This is a genomic window from Kocuria sp. CPCC 205297, assembly GCF_040981035.1.
Lineage (GTDB): Bacteria > Actinomycetota > Actinomycetes > Actinomycetales > Micrococcaceae > Kocuria > Kocuria marina.
In genome coordinates this window covers 91,319-116,717 of sequence record NZ_JAVKPY010000005.1, presented here as the reverse complement: position 1 = coordinate 116,717, position 25,399 = coordinate 91,319, and the positions used below count along the sequence as shown (strand labels likewise).

At 68.9% G+C, this 25,399-nt stretch carries 24 protein-coding genes; 11 read left to right on the top strand and 13 right to left on the bottom strand.

The features are described 5' to 3' along the window. The first annotated feature begins 26 nt into the window (after positions 1–26). The 3 genes from pgk to secG all read left to right on the top strand — a co-directional run bounded on the left by pgk (position 27) and on the right by secG (position 2,477). A complete protein-coding gene (pgk, locus tag RF650_RS06055) occupies positions 27–1,250 on the top strand; it encodes a phosphoglycerate kinase (protein WP_368814417.1) in 1,224 nt (407 codons plus the stop codon). Between the two features lie 96 nt (positions 1,251–1,346). After that, entirely contained in the window at positions 1,347–2,165 is an 819-nt protein-coding gene (gene tpiA, locus RF650_RS06050) for a triose-phosphate isomerase (RefSeq protein ID WP_098054498.1), read from the top strand. Between the two features lie 57 nt (positions 2,166–2,222). Further along, a complete protein-coding gene (secG, locus tag RF650_RS06045; RefSeq protein ID WP_035962057.1) occupies positions 2,223–2,477 on the top strand; it encodes a preprotein translocase subunit SecG in 255 nt (84 codons plus the stop codon). A 199-nt stretch (positions 2,478–2,676) separates the two neighbouring features. Here the strand turns inward: secG and pgl are convergent, their stop codons facing one another. From pgl to tkt, 6 genes are all read right to left on the bottom strand, one after another. After that, complete coding sequence (gene pgl, locus RF650_RS06040) at positions 2,677–3,483, bottom strand: 6-phosphogluconolactonase (RefSeq protein ID WP_131332894.1); 807 nt, start codon at positions 3,481–3,483, stop codon at positions 2,677–2,679. Continuing rightward, positions 3,476–4,498 carry a glucose-6-phosphate dehydrogenase assembly protein OpcA gene (locus RF650_RS06035; protein WP_368814416.1) on the bottom strand — a complete coding sequence of 341 codons (1,023 nt, stop codon included), beginning with the start codon at positions 4,496–4,498 and terminating at the stop codon, positions 3,476–3,478. The genes pgl and RF650_RS06035 overlap by 8 nt, the downstream gene beginning before the upstream one ends. Further along, the gene (gene zwf, locus RF650_RS06030) at positions 4,495–6,033 is read right to left on the bottom strand and encodes a glucose-6-phosphate dehydrogenase (protein WP_239318515.1); all 1,539 of its coding nucleotides are present in this window, start codon (positions 6,031–6,033) and stop codon (positions 4,495–4,497) included. Before zwf ends, RF650_RS06035 begins: the two co-directional genes overlap by 4 nt. Before the next feature lie 33 nt (positions 6,034–6,066). Next, complete coding sequence (locus RF650_RS06025; protein ID WP_368814415.1) at positions 6,067–7,671, bottom strand: glucose-6-phosphate isomerase; 1,605 nt, start codon at positions 7,669–7,671, stop codon at positions 6,067–6,069. 120 nt (positions 7,672–7,791) lie between these two features. Then, entirely contained in the window at positions 7,792–8,898 is a 1,107-nt protein-coding gene (gene tal / locus RF650_RS06020; RefSeq protein ID WP_131332898.1) for a transaldolase, read from the bottom strand. 78 nt (positions 8,899–8,976) lie between these two features. Next, positions 8,977–11,088 (bottom strand): transketolase, encoded by a 2,112-nt coding sequence (gene tkt, locus RF650_RS06015; RefSeq protein WP_368814414.1) that lies wholly within the window; start codon positions 11,086–11,088, stop codon positions 8,977–8,979. A gap of 370 nt (positions 11,089–11,458) precedes the next feature. Between tkt and RF650_RS06010 the strand changes: the two genes are divergently transcribed. Together RF650_RS06010 and RF650_RS06005 are read left to right on the top strand one after the other, a co-directional pair. Further along, positions 11,459–12,406, top strand: coding sequence for a heme o synthase (locus RF650_RS06010; protein WP_368814413.1), 948 nt, complete (start codon positions 11,459–11,461; stop codon positions 12,404–12,406). 174 nt (positions 12,407–12,580) lie between these two features. Beyond that, positions 12,581–13,504, top strand: a complete 924-nt coding sequence (locus tag RF650_RS06005; RefSeq protein ID WP_131332900.1) for a dihydrodipicolinate synthase family protein — start codon at positions 12,581–12,583, stop codon at positions 13,502–13,504. 16 nt (positions 13,505–13,520) lie between these two features. On the opposite strand, the gene RF650_RS06000 is transcribed toward RF650_RS06005, so the two are convergent. The 3 genes from RF650_RS06000 to RF650_RS05990 form a co-directional block, all read right to left on the bottom strand. Next, the gene (locus tag RF650_RS06000; RefSeq protein ID WP_239318509.1) at positions 13,521–14,546 is read right to left on the bottom strand and encodes a heme A synthase; all 1,026 of its coding nucleotides are present in this window, start codon (positions 14,544–14,546) and stop codon (positions 13,521–13,523) included. A gap of 95 nt (positions 14,547–14,641) precedes the next feature. Then, positions 14,642–15,442, bottom strand: a complete 801-nt coding sequence (locus RF650_RS05995; RefSeq protein WP_312917985.1) for an ABC transporter permease — start codon at positions 15,440–15,442, stop codon at positions 14,642–14,644. Further along, entirely contained in the window at positions 15,439–16,374 is a 936-nt protein-coding gene (locus tag RF650_RS05990; RefSeq protein ID WP_368814455.1) for an ABC transporter ATP-binding protein, read from the bottom strand. Before RF650_RS05990 ends, RF650_RS05995 begins: the two co-directional genes overlap by 4 nt. Before the next feature lie 297 nt (positions 16,375–16,671). Between RF650_RS05990 and RF650_RS05985 the strand changes: the two genes are divergently transcribed. The 6 genes from RF650_RS05985 (at position 16,672) to RF650_RS05960 (ending at position 21,980) form a co-directional block, all read left to right on the top strand. Beyond that, on the top strand, positions 16,672–17,433 hold the full coding sequence (locus tag RF650_RS05985) for a helix-turn-helix transcriptional regulator (protein ID WP_368814412.1): 762 nt from the start codon (positions 16,672–16,674) through the stop codon (positions 17,431–17,433). After that, a complete protein-coding gene (sufB, locus tag RF650_RS05980) occupies positions 17,430–18,905 on the top strand; it encodes a Fe-S cluster assembly protein SufB (RefSeq protein ID WP_064845266.1) in 1,476 nt (491 codons plus the stop codon). The genes RF650_RS05985 and sufB overlap by 4 nt, the downstream gene beginning before the upstream one ends. Position 18,906: 1 nt before the next feature. Continuing rightward, positions 18,907–20,199 (top strand): Fe-S cluster assembly protein SufD, encoded by a 1,293-nt coding sequence (gene sufD / locus RF650_RS05975; RefSeq protein WP_064845265.1) that lies wholly within the window; start codon positions 18,907–18,909, stop codon positions 20,197–20,199. A gap of 98 nt (positions 20,200–20,297) precedes the next feature. Then, complete coding sequence (gene sufC / locus RF650_RS05970; RefSeq protein ID WP_206399204.1) at positions 20,298–21,062, top strand: Fe-S cluster assembly ATPase SufC; 765 nt, start codon at positions 20,298–20,300, stop codon at positions 21,060–21,062. Positions 21,063–21,093: 31 nt separating this feature from the next. Further along, complete coding sequence (locus tag RF650_RS05965) at positions 21,094–21,453, top strand: metal-sulfur cluster assembly factor (RefSeq protein WP_035962032.1); 360 nt, start codon at positions 21,094–21,096, stop codon at positions 21,451–21,453. A 362-nt stretch (positions 21,454–21,815) separates the two neighbouring features. After that, a complete protein-coding gene (locus tag RF650_RS05960) occupies positions 21,816–21,980 on the top strand; it encodes an alpha-hydroxy-acid oxidizing protein (protein ID WP_368814411.1) in 165 nt (54 codons plus the stop codon). A gap of 134 nt (positions 21,981–22,114) precedes the next feature. Here RF650_RS05960 and RF650_RS05955 read toward each other — a convergent pair whose 3' ends face one another. The 4 genes from RF650_RS05955 to RF650_RS05940 form a co-directional block, all read right to left on the bottom strand. After that, complete coding sequence (locus RF650_RS05955; protein ID WP_368814410.1) at positions 22,115–23,020, bottom strand: neutral zinc metallopeptidase; 906 nt, start codon at positions 23,018–23,020, stop codon at positions 22,115–22,117. 99 nt (positions 23,021–23,119) lie between these two features. After that, on the bottom strand, positions 23,120–23,737 hold the full coding sequence (locus RF650_RS05950; protein ID WP_035962028.1) for an energy-coupling factor transporter transmembrane protein EcfT: 618 nt from the start codon (positions 23,735–23,737) through the stop codon (positions 23,120–23,122). After that, complete coding sequence (locus tag RF650_RS05945; protein WP_242670410.1) at positions 23,734–24,477, bottom strand: energy-coupling factor ABC transporter ATP-binding protein; 744 nt, start codon at positions 24,475–24,477, stop codon at positions 23,734–23,736. The genes RF650_RS05950 and RF650_RS05945 overlap by 4 nt, the downstream gene beginning before the upstream one ends. Continuing rightward, the gene (locus RF650_RS05940) at positions 24,478–25,110 is read right to left on the bottom strand and encodes a biotin transporter BioY (RefSeq protein ID WP_131332904.1); all 633 of its coding nucleotides are present in this window, start codon (positions 25,108–25,110) and stop codon (positions 24,478–24,480) included. It lies immediately after the preceding gene. Between the last annotated feature and the right edge of the window lie 289 nt (positions 25,111–25,399).

The following is a 25,399-nucleotide window of genomic DNA, read 5'->3' as shown; positions in this document are numbered from 1 at the left end:
CATCACCACAGGAAGGGATGACGGATATGGCCAAGTCACTGGACGATCTCATGGCGGAGGGGGTCGCGGGTCGCCGCGTGCTCGTGCGCTCGGACCTCAACGTTCCGCTTGACGGTTCCACCGTGACCGACGACGGTCGCGTGCGCGCGTCCTTACCGGTGCTCACCAAGCTCGCCGACGCCGGCGCACGCCTGATCGTCATGGCGCACCTCGGGCGCCCCAAGGGCACCGTGGATTCCAAGTACTCGATCGAGCCGGCCGCCGCGCGCCTGGCCGAGCTCGCGGACGCGGACGTCGTCGTCGCCTCGGACGTGGTGGGTCAGGACGCCCGCGAGAAGGCCGAGGCCTTGCAGGACGGACAGATCCTCGTGCTCGAGAACGTGCGCTTCGACCCGCGCGAGACGTCCAAGGACGACGCCGAGCGGGAGGAGTTCGCGGCCGAGCTCGCGTCCCTGACGGGGGAGAACGGTGCGTACGTGGATGACGCCTTCGGGGCCGTGCACCGCAAGCACGCCTCCGTGTACGACATCGCGCGCGCGCTGCCCGGTTACCTGGGTGACCTGGTCAAGACCGAGGTGGACGTCCTGCGCAAGGTTATCTCCGATCCCGAGCGCCCGTTCGTGGTGGTCATGGGTGGGTCCAAGGTCTCCGACAAGCTGGCCGTGATCGACAACCTGATCGGTAAGGCGGACTCGCTGCTCATCGGCGGCGGCATGGTCTTCACGTTCCTCGCGGCCCAGGGTCACGCGGTGGGTTCGTCCCTGCTCGAGAAGGACCAGATCGACACCGTCAAGGGTTACCTGGACCGCGCCGCCGAGGCGGGCACCGAGATCGTGCTGCCCGTGGACGTTGTGTACGCCTCCGAGTTCTCCAAGGACGCCGAGCACGAGGTCCGCCCGGTCTCGGACATCGAGGGTGGGAAGATCGGTGACTCCGGCCTGGGTCTGGACATCGGCCCCGAGTCCGCCGAACTGTTCGCGCGCACGATCGCCGAGGCGAAGACCGTGTTCTGGAACGGCCCCGTGGGCGTGTTCGAGATGCCGGCGTTCGCCAACGGCACCAAGACCGTGGCGCAGGCCCTCGTGGACTCCGACGCCATGAGCGTGATCGGCGGCGGCGACTCCGCCTCCGCCGTGCGCAACCTGGGATACCGGGACGACCAGTTCGGCCACATCTCCACGGGGGGTGGCGCGTCGCTCGAGTACATCGAGGGTAAGGAACTGCCGGGCCTCGTGGCACTGGGCGCCTGAGCCGCCACACACCGTGATGCGCGGGGCCCGCCGCCGCGGGCCCCACGCGCCCGCCCCCGTCCACAGCCACGCCGCACGACCGAAGGAGATCCAGCCATGACCACCCAGACCAACGGTGTCTTCGACCGCACGCCCCTGATCGCGGGCAACTGGAAGATGAACATGGACCACACGCAGGGCATCGCCCTGCTGCAGAAGCTCGCGTGGACGCTCAAGGACGCCAAGCACGACTTCTCCCGCGTGGAGGTCGCGGTGTTCCCCCCGTTCACCGACCTGCGCTCCGTGCAGTCCCTGGTGGACGGCGACGGACTGCAGATCGCCTACGGCGCCCAGGACCTCTCCGACCAGGACTCCGGGGCGTACACGGGAGACATCTCGGGCCAGTTCCTGGCCAAGCTTGGCTGCCGTTACGCGCTCGTGGGGCACTCCGAACGGCGGAGCATCCACGCCGAATCCGATGAGCAGTGCCGCGACAAGGTCCGCGCCGCGATCCGTCACGGCCTGACCCCCATGCTGTGCATCGGCGAGGGTCTCGAGCAGCGCCAGGCCGGTGAGCACGTGCAGTACACGCTCGAGCAGTTGCGCGGGAGCCTCGCGGAGCTCAACGCCGGCGAGCTCGAGGGCCTCGTGGTGGCCTACGAACCGGTGTGGGCCATCGGCACGGGGGAGGTGGCCGGACCCGAGGACGCCCAGGAGATGGCGCACGCGATCCGCGCGGAACTCGAGTCGCTGTACGGCGAGGACTTCGCGAAGGCCACGCGGGTGCTCTACGGCGGTTCGGTGAAGTCCTCGAACGTCGCGAACATCCTCGGGGGAGCGGACGTGGACGGCGCCTTGGTGGGCGGTGCCAGTCTGGACGCGGAGGAATTTGCTAAGATTACCCGGTTCGAGCAGCACCTGGTCACCGACCAGTGATCCCCTCCGATCGCTGACGGTTGACCCGCCCCCGAGATTCGTGAATCGAGGCTATTCGTGGAGATCCTCCAGATCGCCCTCCAGGTGATCATCGTGGTCACCGGCATCCTGTGCATCATGTTCGTCCTGCTCAACAAGGGCAAGGGCGGCGGTCTGTCGGACATGTTCGGTGGCGGGATGACCCAGTCGCTGAACACCTCCGGCGCCGCGCAGAAGAACGTGGTGCGGATCACCACCGTTCTGGCGATCGTGTGGGTCCTGGCCATCGTGAGCTACGGCCTGCTGATGCGCTTCAGCGGCCCGGGGGTCTGAGACCCGCCGCACGCGCACCGGCTGATCCGGTCGCCACGACTCGGCACAGCACGAGAACTCGGCACAGCAGAAGAACTCAGTAGAGCAGACGACGTCGGCCCGGACCGTGAAGGTCCGGGCCGACCTCGTCGTATCCGGGGCGCGGTGTCGTCCCGTACGTGCCGGGTGACGGGCCGGGCCCGGGGGCGGGATCATGGGCTCAGCCCGCGGTCCCGCCCGGGGCCGGGTCGGGGTCCTCGGGCATGCCCGGGAGGGCGTCCTCCGTGACGAGCCACAGGGTCTCCCGGGTCCCGCGTACCGCGCTGGCCGGGGCCTCGGTCGCGGTGATCTCCGGCCGTCGGATCGTGGCGAGGGCCTCGGCCTTCGCGGCACCGGCGACCAGCAGCCAGACCCGCTGCGCGGAATTGATCGCTGGTAGGGACATGGTGATGCGGGTGGGCGGCGGTTTGGGGGAGTCCTCGACCGCGAACACCGGAGCGTCCGTGCGCAGGACGTCCTCGCGGCCCGGGAACAGGGATGCCACGTGGGTGTCCGGGCCCAGGCTCAGCAGGGCCAGATCGAAGACCGGCAGGCCCGTGTCGGATCCCTCGTTCTCGGCCGCCGCGGCGAGTTCCTCGGCGTAGTCCTCGGCCGCGGCATCGGCCGACGCGATCTCGTCCGAGCCCGCCACGGGGTGCACGCGGTCCCACGTCAGCTCGTGGGTCTCGTCCCACGCGTCCGCGGCCTGGACACCGTTGCGTTCGCCGTCCGCACCGGGAAGGAACCGCTCGTCCGACCACCACACGTTCACGCGCGACCAGTCGATCACGGCGGCGTCCGGGTGGCCGGCCAGCTCACCGATCACGCGGGTCCCCATGCTCCCGCCGGTCAGCACGAGGGTGGCCTCCCCGCGTTCGTCCTGGGCGTGCTCGAGCACCTGGAGGACGCGCCCGGCGGTGTCCCAGGCAAGGCGTTCGTCACCCTCGTGCGGGACGAGTCGCGGTTCCGGGCGGGACGGCTCACTCATCGCCGGCTCCCTCGGCCGATGCGGAAGCCGAGGCATCGTGGCCCTGCACCGTGGTGTTCTCGGAAGGCTCCGCGGCCTCCTCACCGACGGCGCGGGTCGTGATCCGGGCACTCGCGAGCCCCGAGGTGATGACCTCGCCGTAGACCTCGTCCGCATCCAACCGTCGCAGTTCCTCCGCGAGGCACGCGTTGAGATCTCGCACGGGCATGGCGATCTGCTGATCCGGCTGACCCGGCTGGGAGAGCACGGCCACGGTGCGGCCGGGGCGGTGCAGCTGCACCGATCCGTCGTCGGTGACCAGGCACACGCGGTCGAGACCCCGCCGGGTGTCGTCGGTGATGATGGTCGCCGGGGCATCGAGCTTGCTGGACAGCCACACCCCCAAAAGCACCATGGACGAGGCCACCGTGGAGCCCTCGAGCACGATCTCGCGCACCTTCACGGGCCCCACCTGGTCCAGGACCGCAGCGAGCTGGATGCGCCAGTTGGTGATCCGCGTCCAGGACAGGTCCGTGTCCCCGGGGCGGTACTGCTGGGACAGTTGTGCCAGGGACTCGAAGGGTGCGGGCGCACGCGAGGAGTCGGTGATCCTGCGGTGGGCGATGCACCCGACCGAGCTCGTGCTGGGATTCTCGGGGAAGTCGTGCGGCCACCACGCCACGATGGGTGCGTCCGGCAGCAACAGCGCGGAGACCAGGGTCTCAGTGGGTTCGGCGAGCTCGCCGTAGCCGTGCAGCAGGATCACCTCGGACGCGCCGGCGTCCCCGCCCACGCGTAATTGCGCGTCCAAGCGGGTCTCGTCGGTGCGGGAGTGCGCTACGTGCACGATGATTCGGCACGGGTGCTCGTGACTCGCGTAGTTCGCGGCCTCGACCGCGACCTCCGAGTGACCGGCCTGCGCCAGGACCACGAGCGTCAACACGCGGCCCAGCGTCACCACGCCGTTCTCGTCCCGCAACTGATTGAGTTTCTTCTCAATCTTCGTCGCGGTGGTGTTCTCCATCTGAACGATCACGGTCGCCTCCAAACTCGCCCGTCACGGGCCATCAACTCGTGCGCCGAGTCCGGTCCCCACGAACCCGGTGCGTACGGCTCGGGCATGACGCGCTGCTCGGCCCAGTGCTCCTCGAACGGGTCCAGGATCTTCCAGGACAGCTCCACCTCGGAGTGGTCCGGGAACAGCGGGGGCTCACCCAGCAGGACGTCGAAGATCAACCGCTCGTAGGCCTCGGGGCTCGACTCTGTGAACGCGTGGCCGTAACCGAAGTCCATGGTCACGTCCCGGATCTCGGACTGGGTGCCCGGGACCTTGGAGCCGAAGCGGATGGTCACGCCCTCGTCCGGTTGGATCCGGATCACGATCGCGTTCTGACCGAACTCGTCGTTGTCCATGTCCCGGAACAGCAGGTTGGGCGACTTCTTGAACGCCACCGCGATCTCGGTGACCCGCCGGCCCAGTCGCTTCCCCGCGCGCAGGTAGAACGGCACGCCCGCCCAGCGGCGGTTGTTGATGTCCACGCGCAGTGCGGCGAAGGTCTCCGTGCGGGAATCCGCGGGGATGTCCTTCTCCTCGTGGAAGCCCTTGACGTAGTCCCCGCCCTGCAGCCCTGACGTGTACTGGCCCAGCGCGGAATGCTTCCCGAGGTCCTCGGGCAGCACCACGGATTCGAGTACCTTGGCCTTCTCGCGGCGCAGGTTGTGCGCCGTGAAGGACGCGGGTTCCTCCATGGCGGTGAACGCGAGCAACTGCAGCAAGTGGTTCTGGATCACGTCCCGGGCCGCGCCCACGCCGTCGTAGTAGCCGGCGCGCGAACCGATCCCGATCTCCTCGGCCATGGTGATCTGCACGTGGTCCACGTAGCGGGCGTCCCACAAGGGCTCGAACATCTGATTCGCGAAGCGCAGCGCCAGGATGTTCTGCACCGTCTCCTTGCCCAGGTAGTGGTCGATGCGGAACACGCTGTCCGCGCGGAACACGCGTTCCACGATCGCGTTGAGCTCCCGCGCGGATTCGAGGTCGTGCCCGAAGGGCTTCTCGATGACCACGCGTCGCCAGCCCGTGCTGTCCTCGCTGTCGGCGAGGTCGTGGTCCGCGAGCTGTTGGCACACCACCTCGAACGCCTTGGGCGGAATCGAGAGGTAGAACGCGTGGTTGCCGCGGGTGCCCCGGTCCCGGTCGAGCTCGTCGAGGGTCTGCGCGAGCCGGTGGTACGCGTCGTCGTCGTCGAACTCGCCGTGGACGAAACGCAGACCCGAGGCGAACTGGTTCCAGAGGTCCTCGTTGTAGGGCGTGCGCGCGTGCTCGGCGACGTGTTCCTTGACGTACTCGGCGAACTGGGCGTCGTCCCAGTCCCGCCGGCCGAACCCCACGAGGGAGAAGGCCGGCGGGAGCAGGCTACGGTTGGCCAGGTCGTACATGGCTGGCAGCAGCTTCTTCTTGGCGAGGTCACCCGTGACGCCGAACAACACCAGAGCCGACGGCGCGGCGACCCGGGTCAGGCGCCGGTCGCGGGGATCGCGTAGCGGGTTGCAGTTCTTGTTGTCAGGCACGCGTGTTCCTGTTCGTTAGCGGTTGGTGGCGGGTCACAGCTCCGATGCCACCCTGAGCAGCTGCGCGACACCCTCGGCCCGGTCCGTGAGCCGCAGCCGCACGACGGGACGGTGGTGATCGCTCAGCACGCCAGCGTCGCCGTCGGCCTGCGCGCCGATGAGCTCACCGAACGTGAACGGGATCCCGGGGATGTCCACGTCAGTGCCCGTGGCCGCAGTGATCTGCAGGTAGACACCCTGCTCGGGGCCGCCCTTGTGGTACTGACCCGTGGAGTGCAGGAACCGGGGTCCCCAGCCGAAGGTCACGGGACGGCCCGTGTGCCGTGCGAGCAGATCGCGGATCGACTCGAGCTGCGCCCACTCGAGACGGTCGAAGTACGCCTGCACGCTCACGTAGCCGTTCTCGGGCAGCTGGGCGAGCAGTGCGGCGAGCGCCTCGGGCACGGTCGTGGCGCCGTCGAGCAGCTGTTCACTGCCACGGATCTCGATCGCGCCGTCCGTGGCGGCGGCGGGGGAGGGCTCGGGCTTGCCGGCCAGCAGCTCGCGAGTGGCCGCCTTGGCGGATTCCACGTCCGGCTGGTTGAACGGGTCGATGCGCAGCAACTGTCCCACCACAGCGATCGCGACCTCGAACGCCATCATGAGCCCGGCCAGCGAACCGGCCACGCGCACGCCCTCGCCCTGCTCCTCCGTGACGGCCTCGTCGTCCACGAGCGAGACCACCATGACGTCGGGAGCGCCCGACGTCACTTCGGGAGCGGCGTCGTTCACGACCACGGGCAGCACACCGGTTCCGGACTTGCCCGTGGACTCGGCGATCAGCTGCTCGGCCCAGTCCGCGAAGCCCACGAACGGTGCGCCCTGGTTCACGAGCACGATCTTGTCGCGCAGCGGGGACGTCCCGCCCAGGGCGACGCCGAGCTGCAGACCGATGTTGTTCTCGTCATCCTCGCGCAGCATCTCGGTGGCCTCTTCGGCGTCGTCGAGCAGCGCCGCGACGTCCACGCCGGCGAGCCCGGACGGCACGAGGCCGAACGCGGTGAGCGCCGAGAAGCGACCGCCCACGTTCGGGTCCGCGGTGAAGACCTTGCGGTAGCCGGCCTCACGGGACGCGGAGTCCATGGGGGAGCCCGGATCCGTCACGACCACCACGCGCGACGGTGCATCGATGCCCGCGCGCTCGAACGCGTTCACGAACACGCGCCGGGCGGAGTCCGTCTCGACGGTGGACCCGGACTTGGAGGAGACCACGAGCGCGGTGTGCTCGAGGTCCTCGAGTGCCTTGGTGACCATCTCCGGGTCGGTGGAGTCCAGCACGAACAGGTCCACCCCCGCGCTGCGCGTGATCACCTCGGGGGCCAGCGACGAGCCGCCCATGCCCGCGAGCACGAAACGGGTCACGCCCTCCCGGGCGAAGTCGTGGCGCAATTGTTCGATCTCGGGCACCAGGGGGCGCGAGACGCGCACGGCGTCGGTCCACCCGAGCCGTATCGCGGCTTCCTCCTGCGCGGCGGAGCCCCACAGCGCGGGGTCCTGGTCGAAGAGTTTGGACGCGAAGTTCTCGGCGACCAGACGCGGGACGTGCGTGTCGATCGCCTCACGCGCGGCGCCGGCCGCCTGCAATGACAATGAGCTCACGGGGAGCCTCCTCGGAACGTGGTTTTCGGACAACGACGCCGCGGCGCGGCTTCGACCCTATGCTCACCGGGCGGGTCCCCGGCGCGGGATCGCAGCCGCGACGCAGTGGCTGGGTTCGGCTCAGCGGGCCTCGTCGAGGGCAGTGCGCACCGTGGCGAGCAGCTCGTCCCAGGACTTGTCGAACTTCTTCAGCCCCTCGGTCTCGAGCTGGTCCACGACCTCCTCGTAGGAAATCCCCTGCTCGGCCACGGCATTGAGCACGTCCGTGGCCTGTTGGTAGGTCCCCGTCACGGTGTCACCGGTGATCTCGGCGTGGTCGTAGGTCGCGTCCAGGGTCTTCTCCGGCATGGTGTTCACGGTATTCGGGGCCACGAGTTCGCTCACGTACAGCGTGTCCGGCAGCGACGGGTCCTTGACACCCGTGGACGCCCACAGGGGACGCTGCGGGTTGGCTCCGGCCGCGGCCAGGCGCTTCCAACGCTCGGTCTCGAGCTGCTCCTCGTAGACCTGGTAGGCCAGGCGCGCGTTGGCGAGACCCGCCTTACCCTTCAGGGCCTTGGCCTCGTCCGTGCCCACGGCGTCCAGACGCTTGTCGATCTCGGTGTCCACGCGGGAGACGAAGAAGGACGCGACGGAGTGGATCGTGGAGAGGTCCTTGCCGTTCTCGAGCGCTTCCTCGAGGCCCTGCATGTACGCGTTGATGACACCGCGGTAGCGGTCCAGCGAAAAGATCAGGGTCACGTTCACTGAGATGCCCTCCGCGATCGTGGCCGCGATCGAGGGCAGGCCCTTCTCGGTGGCGGGGATCTTGATCAGCGCGTTGGGCCGGTCGATGGTCTGCGAGAGCTTCTGGGCCATTGCGGACGTGGCGTCGGCGTCCTGGGCCAGTCGAGGGTCCACCTCGATGGACACGCGGCCGTCCACGCCCTGGGTGGCCTGGGCGATGGGGGTGAACAGGTCGCACGCATCGCGCACGTCGTCGGTGGTGATCCGGAACACGGCGTCGTCCACGGAGGCGCCGGCCTTGGCGAGCTCCGCGACCTGTTCGCGGTAGGACTCACCGTCCGCGAGTGCCGCGGCGAAGATCGTGGGGTTGGTGGTCACGCCCACCACGTTCTTGGTGTCGATCAGTTCCTGGAGGTTCCCGCTCGTCAGGCGCTGGCGGGAGAGGTCGTCGAGCCAGATGGAGACGCCGGCGTCGGAGAGTTTCTGGGTGGGAGTCGTCATGATGTCCTCACTTCACGTCGAAGGGTTCTGGGGCGTCGCAGGCGGCCCGAGCGGGCCGCCTGCGACGTGGGACGGGGTTCAGCGAGCGGCGGCGATGGACTCCTCGGCGGCCTGGGCCACGGCTTCGGCGGTGATGCCGAACTCGCGGTACAGGGTCTGGTAGTCGGCGGACTCGCCGAAGTGCTCGAGGGACACGGCGCGTCCGGCATCGCCCAGCAGGTCGTTCCAGGACATTCGGATCCCGGCCTCCACGCTCACGCGGGCCTTGACGTCGGACGGGATCACGGAGTTGCGGTAGTCCTCGTCCTGGGCGTCGAACCACTCGCGGCACGGCATGGACACCACGCGGGCGGCCACGCCCTTGGCCTTGAGCTGTTCACGGGCCTCGACGGCGAGCTGGACCTCGGAACCGGTGCCGATGAGCACTACGTCCGGGGCGCCCTCGGTGTCCGCGAGGACGTACCCGCCGCGGGCCACGCCTTCGGCGGAGGCGAACTTCTCGCCGTCGTGTTCCGGGTGAAGGTCCTCCCGCGCGAACGTGGGCAGGTCCTGGCGTGTGAGGGCGATCCCGGCCGGGTGCTCGTGGTGCTCGAGGATCGTTCGCCACGCCACGGAGGTCTCGTTGGCGTCCGCGGGGCGCACGACGTCGAGCCCCGGGATCGCGCGCAGCGCGGACAGCTGCTCCACGGGCTGGTGCGTGGGACCGTCCTCACCCAGGCCGATCGAGTCGTGCGTCCACACGTAAATCGAGGGCACGCGCATGAGCGCACCCAGGCGCACGGCGGGACGCTGGTAGTCCGAGAAGATCAGGAACGTGCCGGAGTAGGCGCGCGTCTGGCTGCTCATCACGATGCCATTGACGATCGCTGCGGCAGCGTGCTCACGGATGCCGAAGTGCAGCACCCGGCCGTACGGGGAACCGGACCACTGGGCCGTGGAGCGGGCCTCGGGGATGAAGGACTTGGCGTCGTCGATCGTGGTGTTGTTCGACCCCGCGAGGTCCGCCGAACCGCCCCACAGCTCGGGGAAGGTGTCCGCGATGGCGTTGATGACCTGACCGGAGGCCTTGCGGGAGGCCACGGCCTTGCCCGCCGGGAACGTGGGGAACGCATCCTCGTAGTTCTCGGGCAGTTCCTCGTTCTTGATCCGGTCGTACAGCGCGGCCTTGTCCGGGTGGGCCTCACGCCATTCGGCGAAGGACTTCTCCCACTGTGCGCGCTCCTGCTTGCCACGTTCGCCGACCGCGCGCACGTGCTCGAAGATCTCGGGCTCGATCTGGAAGGACTTCTCCGGGTCGAAGCCCAGGATCTTCTTGGTCGCGGCGACCTCGTCCTCGCCCAGCGCGGAACCGTGCACGCCACCGGTGTTCTGCTTGGTGGGGGCGGGCCAGCCGATGATGGTGTTCAGAGCGATGATCGAGGGCTTGTCCGTGACCTTGGTGGCCGCGACGATCGCGTCGTACAGCCCCTGCACGTCCTCCTGGTACTCGCCGCCGTTGCGCCAGTCCACGCGCGTGGTGTCCCAGCCGTAGGCCTCGTAGCGCTTGAGGACGTCCTCGTTGAACGCCACGTTGGTGTCGTCCTCGATGGAGATCTTGTTGTCGTCGTAGATCACCACGAGGTTGCCGAGCTCCTGGGTGCCCGCCAGCGACGACGCCTCGGAGGTGATGCCCTCCTGCAGGTCACCGTCGGAGGCGATCACGAACACGGTGTGGTCGAACGGGGAGGTGCCCTGAGCGGCGTCGGCGTCGAACAGACCGCGCGTGTAACGCTGCGCGTACGCGAAACCCACGGAGGACGCGAGCCCCTGGCCCAGCGGACCCGTGGTGATCTCGACACCCGTGGTGTGGCGGTACTCGGGGTGACCCGGGACCTTGGAACCCCACGTGCGCAGGGACTCGAGATCCTCCATCTCCAGGCCGTAGCCGGAGAAGTACAGCTGCAGGTACAGGGTCAGGGACGTGTGACCGGGGGAGAGGATGAACCGGTCACGCCCGGTCCAGCGGTCGTCGGAGGGGTCGTGCCGCATGATCTTCTGGAACAACAGGTACGCGACCGGGGCCAGGGACATGGCGGTGCCGGGGTGGCCGTTGCCCACCTTCTGCACGGCGTCCGCGGCGAGCACACGCGCGGTGTCCACCGCACGGGCGTCCTTCTCGGTCCAGCTCAACGGTTGATCGAGGTTCGGCACGGTGACGCGCCCCTTTCCTAGACGGGTTGTGCGGTCACGATCCGGAACACTCCGCCGCGGACTCGGCCGCGACGATCGGCCCGGAACGCATGTTCCGGGATCAACCTTAGTCCGGTGGGACGCCACGTGGCAGGGACGACCGCGGCCCGCGCCACGGGCACAAGCGCGTGCCGGACATCACCCCGGCGTGGGCCGGGACCGGCGGCTATACTGATGACCGGGTATCGGTGCGCGTGCGGCGCGCCCGCCCCAGGCACTCCCGGCGCACGGCCGGGCCACCCACGTTCTTTGGAGCATTGATTCCGTGAATCACCTTGACACCGCGACGCACCCGGAATCCCACGGATCCCACGCGCCGCACGGACACGGAGTGACCGGGTCCCGCATCGGGACCGTGGAGCCCGTGGGGTATCAGGGCCGGATGACCTTGGGTCGTAAGCTCAAAGCGTACGTGGCGCTCACGAAGCCCCGGATCATCGAACTGCTCCTCGTGGCCACCGTGCCCACCATGTTCTTCGCGCAGCAGGGCGTCCCCGATTTCTTGCTCGTGCTCAACACCCTGATCGGCGGCGCGCTCGCGGCCGGTGCGGCGGGTGCGTTCAACTGTTACATCGACCGCAACGAGGACCGGCTCATGCGGCGCACCGCCAAGCGCCCACTCGTGACCGGTGAGGTGGGGGAGCGTGAGGCCCTGATCTTCGCGTGGGTGCTCTCGGTCGTGTCCGTCGCGTGGCTGACCCTGGGGGTCAGCGTCTTGTGCGGTGTGCTCGGCGTGGTGGCCATCGCCCTGTACGCGGTGTTCTACTCGATCGTGCTCAAGCGCCGCACCGCGCAGAACATCGTGTGGGGCGGGATCGCCGGGTGCATGCCCGTCTTGATCGGCTGGGCCGCGGTGCGCGGGACCCTTGAGTGGCCCGCATTCGTGCTCTTCGCGTTCATCTTCCTGTGGACCCCGCCGCACTACTGGCCGCTGTCCATGAAGTACGCGGAGGACTACTCCCGCGCCGGCGTGCCCATGCTCGGTGCGGTGGACACCGCGCGCACCGTGGGCGCCCAGGTGGTGCTCTACGCGTGGGCCACCGTGATCTGCTCGCTGCTGTTGATCCCCGTGGGTGACGCCGGGTGGGTCTACGGTGTGATCGCCCTGATCTCCGGCGGCTGGTTCACGTACCACTGCCACAAGCTCTACGGACTGGCCCGCGTCGGCAAGCCCACGCTCAAGCAGGCCATGTACGTGTTCCACGGCTCGATCGCCTACATCACCTTCGTGTTCGTGGGCGTGGCCCTGGACCCGTTCTTGGGCGGGCCCATTTTCTGACCCGGGCCGTTCCCGTCGGAGCCCTTCGGGCTTGCGTCTCGCCCGGCCCGCTCCAGCGTGCGGGATCCCGTCCGGGCGTTACCACGGACGACGACGCCGTCCGCCCTTCGTTCTCGACGTCACGCACGGGCTGGGTGTCCTGGAAAGCTGGTTAGGGTCACCTAAAATGGGTCCATGTTCTCGATGACCTTCTCCGGTGTGATCGCCTACCCCGTGACCCCCTTGCTCCCCGGTGGCGGGCTGGACCTGGATTCCCTCGAACGCAGTGTCGCGCAGCTCGCGCGCAGCGGGGTGTCCGGGATCGTGGTACTCGGGACCTCCGGTCTGTTCGCCTACCTGGACCCCCAGGAACGGGCGCAGGTGGTCCGCACGGCCGTGGACGCGGCGTCGGGCTCGGGGACGCCCGTGGGCGTGGGGATCTCCGCTATCACCACGCGGGAGGTCATGCAGTTCGCGTACTCCGCCGAGAACAACGGTGCCGACGGCCTGGTGTTGAGCCCCGTGAGTTACATCCCGCTGGTATCCCAGGAGATCGCGGACCAGGTGGAAACGGTCGCCTCCGCTATGTCCCTGCCGTTGTGCCTGTACAACAACCCGACCACCACCGGGTTCACGTACCCCGTGGAACTGGCCTCGGAGCTGTCGTGGCTGGACAACGTGGTCGCGTTCAAGGACACCGCGGCGTCCGGTCGGCTCTTCCACTCCCGCCAGCTGCTCTTCGCGCAGCAGGCCGAACCGGGCACCGTACACGGTGTGAGCCGCGATCAACTCATCGTGGACGAGTACCCGAGCGCGGCGTGGCACAGCGGCATGGCGGCGTTGCTCGCGCCCGAGTTCGTGGCCTTCCACCGCGCCGTCGCGGAGGGCCGCGCGGACGACGCCGCCGCCTGGAGCGCCGCGCTGCATCCCCTCATGCACCTCATGAGTCAGGAACGGCCCCTGTCGGTGCTCTACGCGTTGGCGGAGGTGTGCGGCGTGCGAACGAGCGCTCCCCGCCGTCCCCTGCTGCCCATCCCGTCCCACAGCAAGCGGCTGCTCTCGGACGCCGTGGAGCGGCTGCGCTCGTTCGCACCCTCGGCGACCTTCGTCGCAGAATAAGCTCGGTGCCTCGCGATCAGCGCACGGTGTGCGCGGGTGTGGCGCGAGCGGCGTCGTCGGCGGGCTCGTCGATGGGTGCCGCGTACTCGTGGGTGTCCTGCGCGAGGTAGACGCTGAACGAGACCACCCGCGTGGCCGCCCAGATCAGCACGGCCGAGAGCACCATGTGCAGGGCCACGGCGGGAACCGGGACCCCGTTGAAGTACTGGTAGTACCCCAGCAGCGCCTGGGCCACGATGACGACCGCCATGATGAGGTACGCGTTGCGCAGGATCCGCGGCAGGGACTTCACGACGGTGAGGGCGATGCCCGCGATCACCGTGAACGTCAGGAGGTAGACGGGGATGGCGTGCGCCCGGGCGATCATCACGGAGTCGAACGCGAGCCGCGCACTGTCCTCGTCCCCGGCGTGGGGGCCCGTGCCCGTGACGAGCGTCCCGAGATAGAGGATCACGGCGGTGAGCACACCGGTCAGCGCCCCCAGCACGCGTGCGGCGGAGCGGGAGCCGTGCAACTGCCCCGGTCGCTGCTCGTATGCGACCACCGACAGCCCGTCCCGGCGGGTGTTGAGCACGAGCAGAGTGGCCAGGCTGATCATGATGGCCGAGATCAGGTAGTGCACCCCCACCACGAGCGGGTGCAGGTCCGCGTGGACGGTGATGCCGCCGATCGCGGCCTGCAGGGGAATGCCGATCAGCAGGAACAGCGCCAGGCGGAAGAGCTTGGGGTGCTTGTGACGCAGTTTGAGCACCGAGAGGAACGTGAGCACCGCGACCACGGTGAGCACGAACGTCAGCAGGCGGTTGCCGAACTCGATCAGCCCGTGCACGCCCATCTCCTGGGTGCTGGTCCACGAGTCGGCGGTGCAGCGCGGCCACGTGGGGCAGCCCAACCCGGAACCCGTCAGGCGCACGAGCCCGCCCGTGAGGATTAACAGCGAGTTGGTCAGCAGGGATGCGACCGCGAGTCCCCGCACCCACGGGGTCACGGTGGCGGGCCACCAGAACGAATCGGTGGCGGTGCGGCGGGCGACATCAGACATGACGGAGCATCCAAGGGCAGAGGGGATGGGACCCCTCCAGTGTAGCGAGAACAGCGTGGGAAACCCCTGGGCGCAGCGGGCTCACGCGGGTGAGCTCACACCCACTTGAACCAGGCGACCGTGGCCGCCCAGCTGAGCACGGCCCACGCGGCGAGCACGAGCAGCGGCACGGGGGAGACACTACCCGTCAGGAAGCATTCCCGCAGCGCCTCACCGGCCGCGGAGGACGGCAGCCACGCCACGAGCCACGAGAGCCACCCGGGCAGCACGCTCACCGGGAAGAGGACGCCGCCGGCGGCCGCGAGCGCGACCCATACGACGTTGAGCACGGCCAGGGTCGCCTCGGCGCGCAGGGTCCCCGCAATCAGCATGCCGAGCCCGGTGAATGCGAGTGCCACGAGGATCAGGAGGGGAACGGACCCCAGCACGGCCTCCCAGGACGGCCGCCAGCCCAGGGGCACGGCCACGGCCGCAATCACCGCGTACTGCACCGCGAGCACGGCCAGGATGGCCAGTAGCTTGCCCGCGATCAGCCCGGCGCGACCCAGGGGAGTGGTCGAGAGGTAGCGCAGCACCCCGTAGCGACGGTCGAAACCGGTCTGGATCCCCTGTCCGGAGAACGCGCTCGAGATCACGCACAGCACCAGGATCCCGGGCACGGCCACGTCCACGCGGGATGCGTCCCCCACGCGGTAGCGGTCCAACAGGTCGGTCACGGTCAGGGCCACGAGTGCCATGACGGGCAGGATCAGCAGGAGCAGCAACTGTTCGCCGTTGCGGATCATGGTCATGGTCTCGAAGCGCGCCTGAGCGAGCACGCGCCGGGGCAGGGACGCGGCCCCGGCGGGGGACGACGGCGCTGCGGTCACCGAGGACTCGTGGGTCGAGGTGCTCACGAGGCATTCCCCCCGGAGACTTCCAGGAAGACGTCCTCAAGGGATCGGGGTTGCACGCTCAGCGCCTCCGGCAAGGTGTCGTTCTGTGTGGCCCACGCGGTCAGTTCGCGGATCCGTGGTGCGTCCAGCGGGCCCGTCAGCGTCACGGTGCGGTCCTGGACGCTCCATTCGACGTCGTCGAACCGCGGGGTGCGCCACGGCGGGTCCGCGCGCAGCAGGCCGGCGTGCTCCTTGGCGAGCGTGATGCTCATCACGAGCGGTGCGTGGCGTTCGGCGCTGACCAGTTCGGCAACGGTTCCCTGCGCGGCGATCGTGCCCCGGTCCACGATGTAGACGTAGTCGGCCAGGCGAGCGGCGTCGTCCATGAGGTGCGTGGTCAGGATGATGCACACCCCGCTGTCCCGCAGGCGCCGGATCAGGTCGAAGACGATGTGGCGCGAGCGGGGGTCCAACCCCGCCGAAGGTTCGTCCAGGAACAGCACGTCCGGGCGGCCCACGAGGGCCGCGGCCAGGGCCACGCGTTGCTTCTGCCCGCCGGACAGGCGCCGGATCCCCGTGGTCAGGAACGATTCGATGCCCAGCAGCTCCACGAGTTCGACCACGGGCACGGGGTCCGCGTAGAGCCGGCTGACGTGGCGCAACAGTTCCCCGGGGCGCACTGACGGCGGTAGACCCCCGTCCTGGAGCATCACGCCCACGCGCGCCCGCAATGCGGGGGAGGCGTGCCACGGGTCCTCCCCGAGCAACCGGACGCTGCCGGAGGTGGGGCGCTGCAGCCCCTGGGCGCACTGCAGTGTGGTGGTCTTGCCGGCCCCGTTGGCCCCGAGCAGGGCGGTGATTTTCCCGTGCTCCGCGGCCAGGCTCAGCCCGCACACGGCCCGGACGGGCTCACCCCGGCCCTCGAAGGTCTTCACGAGGTTCTCGATGTGCAGGGCGGGACCGGTGTCGGTCGCGGTCGCCGGGGACGTGGGAGCGGGGTCGGGGTGGATCTGCACCCGGACAGTCTAGAACGTCCGTCCCGGTACTGGCTGGAGGGTTCGCCGAAGGGTCTTGGGCCCCGGTTCTCCTATCGGAGCCGTTTGGCCGGGAATGGATTAGGACATACCCTCGTTATGTATTGCGTGTCCCACCACGAGGGTTTTTACGCTGCATGGCGCTCACCCGGTGGGATCGACGCGGACGCCGCGCCCCGAGCCAACCGTCATCACTCGAAGGATGTTGCACCGAGCATGAGTTCACCTGCCACGGACCGCGGTGCGGTCCGCACGGACCAGGATGACACCACCCGTTCCCGGGTGCTCTCGTTGGTGCTCGCCCACGGTCCCATCTCCGCCGCCCAGATCGCCAAGGACCTGGGGTTGACCCCCGCCGCCGTCCGGCGCCATCTGGACGCGCTCGAGGCCGAACAGTTCATCGAGGTCTCCGCCCTGCGCAGCGCGCAATCGGGCGCGGGGCGCCCGGCCCGGCGCTACGTCGTCGCCCCCGGGGGCCACGAACAGCTCGGCCACGACTACCTCGGACTCGCACACCATGCGCTGGAGACCATGCAGCGCGTGGGCGGTGAGAAGCTCGTGCAAGCATTTGTCGCCGAGCAGATCGAGCGCATGCGCGAACGCTACCGCCCGCAGGTCGAGGCGGCCGGGCCCGACGTCGACGATCGCCTCAACGCCCTGACCGCGGCCATGAGCCGCGACGGCTTCGTGGCCTCGCACACCACCGTGATCCCGCGGGGACCCAAGGGCGTTACGCTGCGCTCGGCGCAACTGTGCCAGGGCCACTGCCCCATCCAGGACATCGCGAGCGAGTACCCCGAGTTCTGCGAACAGGAAACTGCACTGATCTCCGAACTGTTGGACGTGGACGTCCGCAGGCTGTCCACCATGGCGGCCGGCGCCCACGTCTGCACCACACACGTCCCGCTGCAACTGCGCACTGCGGGTCACTCGAATTCCACCAACCACACAACCGCACGACAGGGAGGGTTGTCATGACCGAGCGCATTGTGCCCGCGGAGACCGCGGGCAACACGTCAGGTGACACCACGATTTCCGAGATCCTGGAGATGAACCCGGAGCTCGAGGGGATCGGTCAGTACCAGTACGGCTGGGCCGACAAGAACGACGCCGGTGCCTCCGCGCGCCGCGGCGTCAACGAAGAAGTGGTCCGGGACATCTCGGCCAAGAAGAGCGAACCGGACTGGATGACCCAGCTGCGGCTCAAGGGTCTGAAGTTCTTCGACCGCAAGCCCATGCCCACGTGGGGTGCGGACCTGTCCGGGATCGACTTCGACAACATCAAGTACTTCGTGCGCTCCACCGAGCAGCAGGCCGGCTCCTGGGAGGAACTGCCCGATGACATCCGCAACACGTACGAAAGGCTCGGCATCCCCGAGGCGGAGCGCAACCGGCTGGTGGCCGGTGTGGCCGCGCAGTACGAGTCCGAGGTCGTGTACCACCAGATCCGCGAGGACCTGGAGCGCCAGGGCGTGATCTTCATGGACACGGACACCGCGCTGAAGGAGCACCCCGAGTTCTTCGAGGAGTACTTTGGCACCGTGATCCCGGTGGGCGACAACAAGTTCGCCGCACTGAACACGGCCGTGTGGTCCGGCGGGTCGTTCGTGTACGTGCCCAAGGGCGTGCACGTGGACATCCCGCTGCAGGCCTACTTCCGCATCAACACGGAGAACATGGGCCAGTTCGAGCGCACGCTGATCATCGCGGACGAGGACTCCTACGTCCACTACATCGAGGGTTGCACCGCGCCGATCTACAAGACGGACTCGCTGCACTCCGCCGTGGTGGAGATCATCTGCAAGAAGAACGCCCGGGTGCGCTACACGACCATCCAGAACTGGTCGAACAACGTGTACAACCTGGTGACCAAGCGCGCGATCGCCCACGAGGGTGCCACCATGGAATGGGTGGACGGCAACATCGGCTCCAAGGTCACCCAGAAGTACCCCGCGGTCTACATGACCGGTGAGCACGCCCGCGGTGAGACGCTGTCGATCGCGTTCGCGGGTGAGGGCCAGCATCAGGACACCGGCTCCAAGATGGTGCACATCGCCCCGAACACGTCCTCGTCGATCGTGTCCAAGTCCGTGGCCCGTAACGGCGGTCGTTCCGCGTATCGCGGTCTGGTGCAGGTGCGCGAGGGCGCCAAGCACTCCAAGTCCAACGTGGTGTGCGACGCCCTGCTCGTGGACACGATCTCCCGCTCGGACACCTACCCGTACGTGGACATCCGCGAGGACGACGTCACCATGGGTCACGAGGCCACGGTCTCCCGGGTCTCCGAGGAGCAGCTGTTCTACCTCATGCAGCGCGGTCTGCCCGAGGACGAGGCCATGGCCATGATCGTGCGCGGCTTCGTGGAGCCGATCGCCCGCGAGCTGCCCATGGAGTACGCGCTCGAGCTGAACCGTCTCATCGAACTGCAAATGGAAGGATCCGTTGGCTGATATGTCCACCACTGATCAGACCGCCCAGGACACCACCGAACAGGTGAACGGGGTCCCCACCGGTGAGGACCGCGTGGCGATTCCCGGGATGAGCCAGGAGGGCGAGACCCTCCAGGAGGGTCGTAACCAGGCCGGTGAGCCCGAGATTAGGCACACGGAGCACGGTGACATCTCCGGTGTCCCGGATTCCTCGCGCGCGGGTCGTTTCACCTCCTACGACGTCGCGGACTTCCCGCCGCTGAGCACTAAGCTCGAGGACTGGCGATTCACCCCGATCAAGCGCCTGCGCGGACTCGACGACTCCGCCCTGGACGGGCCCGCCCCGGCCGTGTCGGTCTCCGGCGGCGATGGTGTGGAGCTCACCACGGTCTCCCGCGAGGACTCCCGCATCGGCTCGGTGGGCATCCCCGAGGACCGGGTCTCCGCCAACGCGTGGTCCAACTTCCGCGAAGCCACCGTGCTCAGCGTCCCGCGCGACGCGCAGGTCACCGAGCCGGTCATCGTCACGATCACGGGTGAGTCGGCCGAGCCCGCAGCCCAGCACATCGTGATCGAGGCCGGGACGAACTCCCGCGCGCTCGTGGTGCTGCGACACGTGGGCTCCGCCGTGCTGTCCCAGAACGTGGAGTTCTCGGTCGCGGACGGTGCCAACCTCACGGTCGTCTCGCTCCAGGAATGGGACGACGACTCCGTGCACGCCTCTTCGCAGCAAGCGAGCCTGGGCCGCGACGCGACCTTCAAGCACGTGCTCGTGAGCCTCGGTGGGGACCTCGTGCGGGTCACCCCGTCCACGCGCTTCACCGCTCCCGGTGGTGACGTGGAGATGTACGGTCTCACGTTCGTGGACGACGGCCAGCACCTGGAATCCCGGTTGTTCGTGGACCACTCCGTGCCCCGGTGCCGTTCCCGCGTGACCTACAAGTCCGCGCTGCAGGGCGAGAACGCCCACGGCGTGTGGATCGGCGACGTGCTGATCCGCGCGGAAGCGGAGGGCACGGACACCTACGAGCTCAACCGCAACCTGATCCTCAACGACGGCCCCCGCATGGACTCCGTGCCGAACCTCGAGATCGAGACCGGCCTGATCGCCGGCGCCGGTCACGCCTCGACCACGGGTCAGCTGGACGACGAGCACCTGTACTACCTGATGTCCCGCGGGATCCCCGAGCAGGACGCGCGGCGCCTCGTGGTGCGCGGGTTCCTGTTCGAGATCATCCAACAGGTGGGCGTCGAGTCCCTCGAGGAACAGCTGCGCGCGTCCCTCGAGGACGAGCTGGCCCGCACCGAGAACTGAGCGCCCGGCCCACGCGCCGCGGCAGTTCCCATCCACGACCTTCCCGCATCCGGCTCGCGAACCGATCGGGTGCGCACGAACACTAGGAGAATTGCTTCATGTCAACTCTGGAGATCAAGGACCTCCACGCGTCCGTCATCCTGGACGACGAGACCACCAAGCCCATCCTCAAGGGCGTGAACCTGACCATCAATTCCGGTGAGGTGCACGCGATCATGGGCCCCAACGGTTCCGGGAAGTCCACGCTCGCCTCCACGATCGCCGGTCACCCCAAGTACCAGGTGGACTCCGGTTCCGTGACCCTGGACGGTCAGGACGTGCTGGAGATGTCCGTGGACGAGCGCGCCCGCGCCGGGCTCTTCCTGGCCATGCAGTACCCCGTGGAGATCCCGGGTGTGACCACCTCCAACTTCCTGCGTTCGGCCAAGACGGCGATCGAGGGCGAGGCCCCGTCCCTGCGCACGTGGACCAAGGACGTGCGCACCGCCATGGACAAGCTGAAGATCGACAGCGACATGTTGCAGCGCAACGTGAACGAGGGCTTCTCCGGTGGCGAGAAGAAGCGTCACGAGATCCTGCAACTCGAGATCCTCAAGCCCAAGATCGCGCTGCTGGACGAGACCGACTCCGGTCTGGACGTGGACGCCCTGAAGATCGTCTCCGAGGGTGTCAACCGCGCCCTGCAGGAGGACAACACGGGCATCATGCTCATCACCCACTACACGCGGATCCTGCGCTACATCAAGCCGCAGTTCGTGCACGTGTTCTCGGACGGGCGCGTGGTGGACCAGGGTGGTCCCGAGCTCGCCGACCAGCTCGAGAACGAGGGCTACGACCGCTACGTGCGGGCCCCCGCCAAGTAAGTCCCCGCACACCACTTCAGAGGAGGTCGCGATGAGCGATTCCACCGAGACCGTCACGGCGGAGACCCCCGGTCCCAATGGCCAGGCGTCGCTTGCCGAGATCACGGATCTGTTGAAGAACGTGATCGACCCCGAGCTGGGTGTCAACATCGTGGACCTGGGGCTGCTCTACGGGCTGGCCTACCAGGATGACGATTCCCTGCGTCTGGACATGACGCTCACCACGGCCGCGTGCCCGCTGCAGGACGTGATCGAGGAACAGGTCGCTCAGAACCTGGCCCCCACCGTGGACGAGTGGCACGTGAACTGGATCTGGATGCCCCCGTGGGGTCCCGAGCGGATCACGGAGGACGGACGCGATCAGATGCGGGCCCTGGGCTTCAACATCTGAGTCGATGCGTGTCGTGAGGGCGCGGGGTGAACCACCCCGCGCCCTCACGCGTACCCGGACCCCTCCCGCATGACTCGGATGCGCAGAGCCCCCGGCAGCCATGTGCTCGGCCCCATCCGAGGGTTCCATGGCGCGGGCGGTGCTACGTTCGGATCCGATGCCCATGTCGGGCCCGCGGCCCACGTCCGGATCGGGAGATACTCCCTGCAACGCCAACTACCCCAGCTGTCCGAACTGAAACCCCTCATGCGCCTCGGCTCCTTCAACCCGGATCGCCGGGCGGCGCGGTCTCCCAGGCCTCGGACATCGAGGCGCTGCGGCGGATCGCGCGGCGTCGTACCCCGAAACCCGCATTCGACTACGTGGACGGCGCCGCGGGGCAGGAACTGACCCACCGGCGCAGCCGCGAGGCCTTCGAATCCGTGGAACTGCTCCCGCGCGTCCTGCACGGGACCGAGCACGCGGACCTGAGCACCGGGTCTCGAACCACGGCGGCCGGCAACTGGGACGGGCCCCGGTGTCCCTGACCGCGCTGGCCGAGGTACGCGACGAAGTGGGCCCGGACGCGCCGCCCGGACCCGACACCGGGGCGCCGGTCACCTGTGTTGCCCCGGTGCGGCTCGTCCGGGGCGTGCCGCACCGGATGACGATGTGTGAACGGTTACTTCAGGGCCGCAGGACGGTTCAGGTCCGAGGCGGTGAACGTGTTGCACGCGCGGATGTCCCCGGTCTGATAGCCGGTGAGGAACCACGCCTGGCGCTGCGCCGAGGTGCCGTGGGTGAAGGACTCCGGGTTCGCGCGACCCTGGGTGGTCTCCTGGATCCGGTCGTCGCCGATCGCCCCGGCCGCCTCGATCGCGTCGGCGAGCTGCGTGCGCGTGATCGGTTCCAATTGGACGGCCCCGCCGGGCTCGGTCGCGTGATGCGCCCACATCCCCGCATAGCAGTCGGCCTGCAGCTCGGTGCGCACGGCGGCCGACGTCGCGCCGTGCGGGTCCTGCTGCGCCCGGCCCAGGGTGCCCTGCAGGTTCTGCACGTGGTGCCCCACCTCGTGCGCCATGACGTACTCCTGGGCCAGGGCGTCGGCGTCCGCGCCGAACTGGCTGCGCATCTGGTCGAAGAAGCCGGTGTCCAGGTAGACCGTGGAATCCGGCGGGCAGTAGAACGGGCCGGTCGCGGAGGACGCCTGGCCGCAGGACGTGGAATCGGTCCCGCGGAACAGTTCCACCTGCGGCAGCGTGTACTTCTTGCCCGCGGCCTCGGGGAAGTACCCTCCCCAGAACTGGTCCAGGGACTGGACCGTGGCCACCATGCGGCACTCGGTGTCCCGGTTGGCGTCCTCGCCCGTTCGGCAGCGGTCCGCGAGCCCGGAGTCCACCTGTTGCGTGCTCTGGGTGTCGTCCTGATTTCCGCCAGTGAGCGCATCGATGCCGTCCTGGCCGAAGAACAGTCCCGCGAGCAGCAGCAGGACGGCGCCGCCCAGCCCGCCTCCCACGGCGATCCCGCGGCCACCGCCGCCCGAACCCACGCGGCCGCCGTTGAGCTGGGAGTTGTCATTGAAACTCATGGGGGAAGCATAGGGCCCCACCGGGGCAACCGCATGGTACGGGGCCGTGGCGCCGCGTCGTGGCGCGTCGGACGGCCTCCGCGTCGCGTGCGCGGGGGCTCACTCGAGTCCGCGCGCGGCGAGCGCCTCCCCGGTGCGGTGCGCGTAGTCCACGGTCGCGATCACGGCCGGTGTCACGAGCTGCACGGGGGATGGGCGCACGGTGCGTGCCGCGGCGGCGTCGCGCAGCCCGGAGAGCACGCCGAACAACCAGGGCACCGAACGGATCATGAGTGAGACCGCGAGCCCCACCCGCTCGGGGTCCACACCCAGCCGGCGCAGCGGTGCGCACAGGGTGACCAGGCCGTCGATGAGTCGGGGCAGCGGTGTGGTGGTGATGAGCAACCGGGTGATCCCCACGACGGCCAGCAGGGAGAGCACGACGTCCGCCGCGCGGGCCGGACCGTTGGCCACGAGGTGGTAGAGACTCAGCACGCCCACGAGGAGCAGGAGTGGGCGCAGGGAGCGGGCCCACCGCCGTAACCCCAAACCACAGACCGCGGACACCACCGCGCTGAGCGCGAATGCCGCGAGGGACACCGGCCACGCGCGCACGGCCATGATCGCCACGCACGCGCCGAGCAGCACCACGGTCTTGAGCCACAGGGGACTGCGATGCAGGATCGAGGTCCCGGGGACGTACGTGCCCAGCAGGTCGTCGGCGCGCGACCTCCTCACGCAGTCTCCCCGGGGAAACCGTGCGCGCACCACGCGCGGTACCGGGGGAGCACGAGCTCGGGCGGACCCTGATCGAGGATCCGTGCCTCGTGGACCACGACCACGTGCTCGGCGCTCTCGGCGAGGTCGAGGTCGTGAGTGCTCACAAGTTGCTGCTGGGGTAATCCGTCCAGCAGCTCTCGCAGCTTGAGGCGATTGCGCAGGTCCAGCAGCGTGGTGGGTTCGTCCAGGATGAGCACCCGGGGTTCCACGGCGAGCACGGCGGCCAGCGCCACGAGCTGGCGTTCCCCGCCGGAGAGGTCGAACACGCTGTGGTGTGCGCGGTGCTCAAGCCCCATGCGGCGCAGCCAAGACAGGGCCTGCTCAGCGCGTTGCACCCGGTCCGGGACGCGACGCCGCAGGGACAGTTCGATGTCCTCGAGCGGTGTGGGCATCAGGATCTGGGAGGCCGGATCGGTGAACACGAACCCCACGAGCGAGCGAGCTTCCCGGGGGAAGGCCACGGGGTCCACCCTGCCCGTGCGCACCACACCCGAGGTTGGTGTCACGAGCCCGTTGAACAGCCGCAGCAGCGTGGACTTGCCGGAGCCGTTGAGCCCGACCACCGCGGTGCGCGGCGCGGTGAACTCACACGTGACCCGGTCCAGGACGGTCACGGGACCCGCGGGTCCCTCCGCCGTGACGGTGACGTCCGCGCAGTACAGGGGCTCGGAGGAGCCCGGTCGTAGTGCAGGCTGCACTCAGAGGACCGCCCCGGCCATCCGGGGGAAGGCACGGTGCACGGCCACCGCGATCAGGGCCGCCACGAGTGCCTTAGCCAGGTCACCGGGGACGAACGCGAGATCGGTGAGCAGTGCCGCCCGAAGGGACAGTCCCGCGGTGAGCATCATGCCCACGATGCCCATGACGTGGGAGAGCACGAGGCCAGCGAGCGCCGCACCGAAGAGTGTGATCACCAGCCCGCCACGGCGTTCGGGGGCCGCGGAGGTGGAGCCCGCGCGGCGTCGTACGCGTTCGGCGCGCACGCTGCGGTGGGCGAGTGCACCCACGAGGGCGGCGGCGAACGGGAAGGAGAGCAGATAGCCCACGCTGGGCCCGCCCAGGACGGCCGGTCCGCCCACGAAGCCGGCGAACACCGGGACGCCGAGCAGACCCACGATCACGTACAGCGCCAGGGCGGCGAAACCGCGGCGGCTCCCGAGGATCATGCCGGTCAGGTACACCCCGAGGGTCTGCAGTGTGATGGGCACCCCGAGCGCACCCACGGGGATGGCGGGAGCGAGCGCGAGCACGCACGTCAGCGCGGCGAACACGGCGATGTTGGCCAGGTCGAATGAGGTCACGGTGCGGGTGTCGCGCGCGGGTGCTGTCATGGTCCGCAGTCTAGTGGAGCCCGGTGGTGTGGGCCCTCGGCACCCGCCCACCCTCGCTCGCCCGACCGCTCCTGCTCATCCGGCGGGTCACACGGCCCGTGCACCGCGCCGGCACCTCACGGGACGACGCTGCATGGGTCGCGGGTGCCCCGCGCGCCGGCCGCGCCCGCTCGTCGAGTGGATTTGCGACCGCGAGTAGACTGGTGCAGGACCCCGCAGCCACGGGGTTTCTGTCTGTCCCGGGCGCCTCCATCCAGCGCGATCCACGAAGCGCCGCACGCCGAGCACG

Bases quoted from the DNA above. Each gene is read 5' to 3' on its own strand.
- sufC (WP_206399204.1), top strand. From the start codon at position 20,298: ATGTCAACTCTGGAGATCAAGGACCTCCACGCGTCCGTCATCCTGGAC.
- RF650_RS05940 (WP_131332904.1), bottom strand. From the start codon at position 25,110: ATGACAGCACCCGCGCGCGACACCCGCACCGTGACCTCATTCGACCTG.
- tal (WP_131332898.1), bottom strand. From the start codon at position 8,898: ATGACGACTCCCACCCAGAAACTCTCCGACGCCGGCGTCTCCATCTGG.
- sufD (WP_064845265.1), top strand. From the start codon at position 18,907: ATGTCCACCACTGATCAGACCGCCCAGGACACCACCGAACAGGTGAAC.
- tpiA (WP_098054498.1), top strand. From the start codon at position 1,347: ATGACCACCCAGACCAACGGTGTCTTCGACCGCACGCCCCTGATCGCG.
- pgk (WP_368814417.1), top strand. From the start codon at position 27: ATGGCCAAGTCACTGGACGATCTCATGGCGGAGGGGGTCGCGGGTCGC.
- RF650_RS05965 (WP_035962032.1), top strand. From the start codon at position 21,094: ATGAGCGATTCCACCGAGACCGTCACGGCGGAGACCCCCGGTCCCAAT.
- pgl (WP_131332894.1), bottom strand. From the start codon at position 3,483: ATGAGTGAGCCGTCCCGCCCGGAACCGCGACTCGTCCCGCACGAGGGT.
- RF650_RS06000 (WP_239318509.1), bottom strand. From the start codon at position 14,546: ATGTCTGATGTCGCCCGCCGCACCGCCACCGATTCGTTCTGGTGGCCC.
- RF650_RS05985 (WP_368814412.1), top strand. From the start codon at position 16,672: ATGAGTTCACCTGCCACGGACCGCGGTGCGGTCCGCACGGACCAGGAT.
- RF650_RS05955 (WP_368814410.1), bottom strand. From the start codon at position 23,020: ATGAGTTTCAATGACAACTCCCAGCTCAACGGCGGCCGCGTGGGTTCG.
- sufB (WP_064845266.1), top strand. From the start codon at position 17,430: ATGACCGAGCGCATTGTGCCCGCGGAGACCGCGGGCAACACGTCAGGT.
- RF650_RS06005 (WP_131332900.1), top strand. From the start codon at position 12,581: ATGTTCTCGATGACCTTCTCCGGTGTGATCGCCTACCCCGTGACCCCC.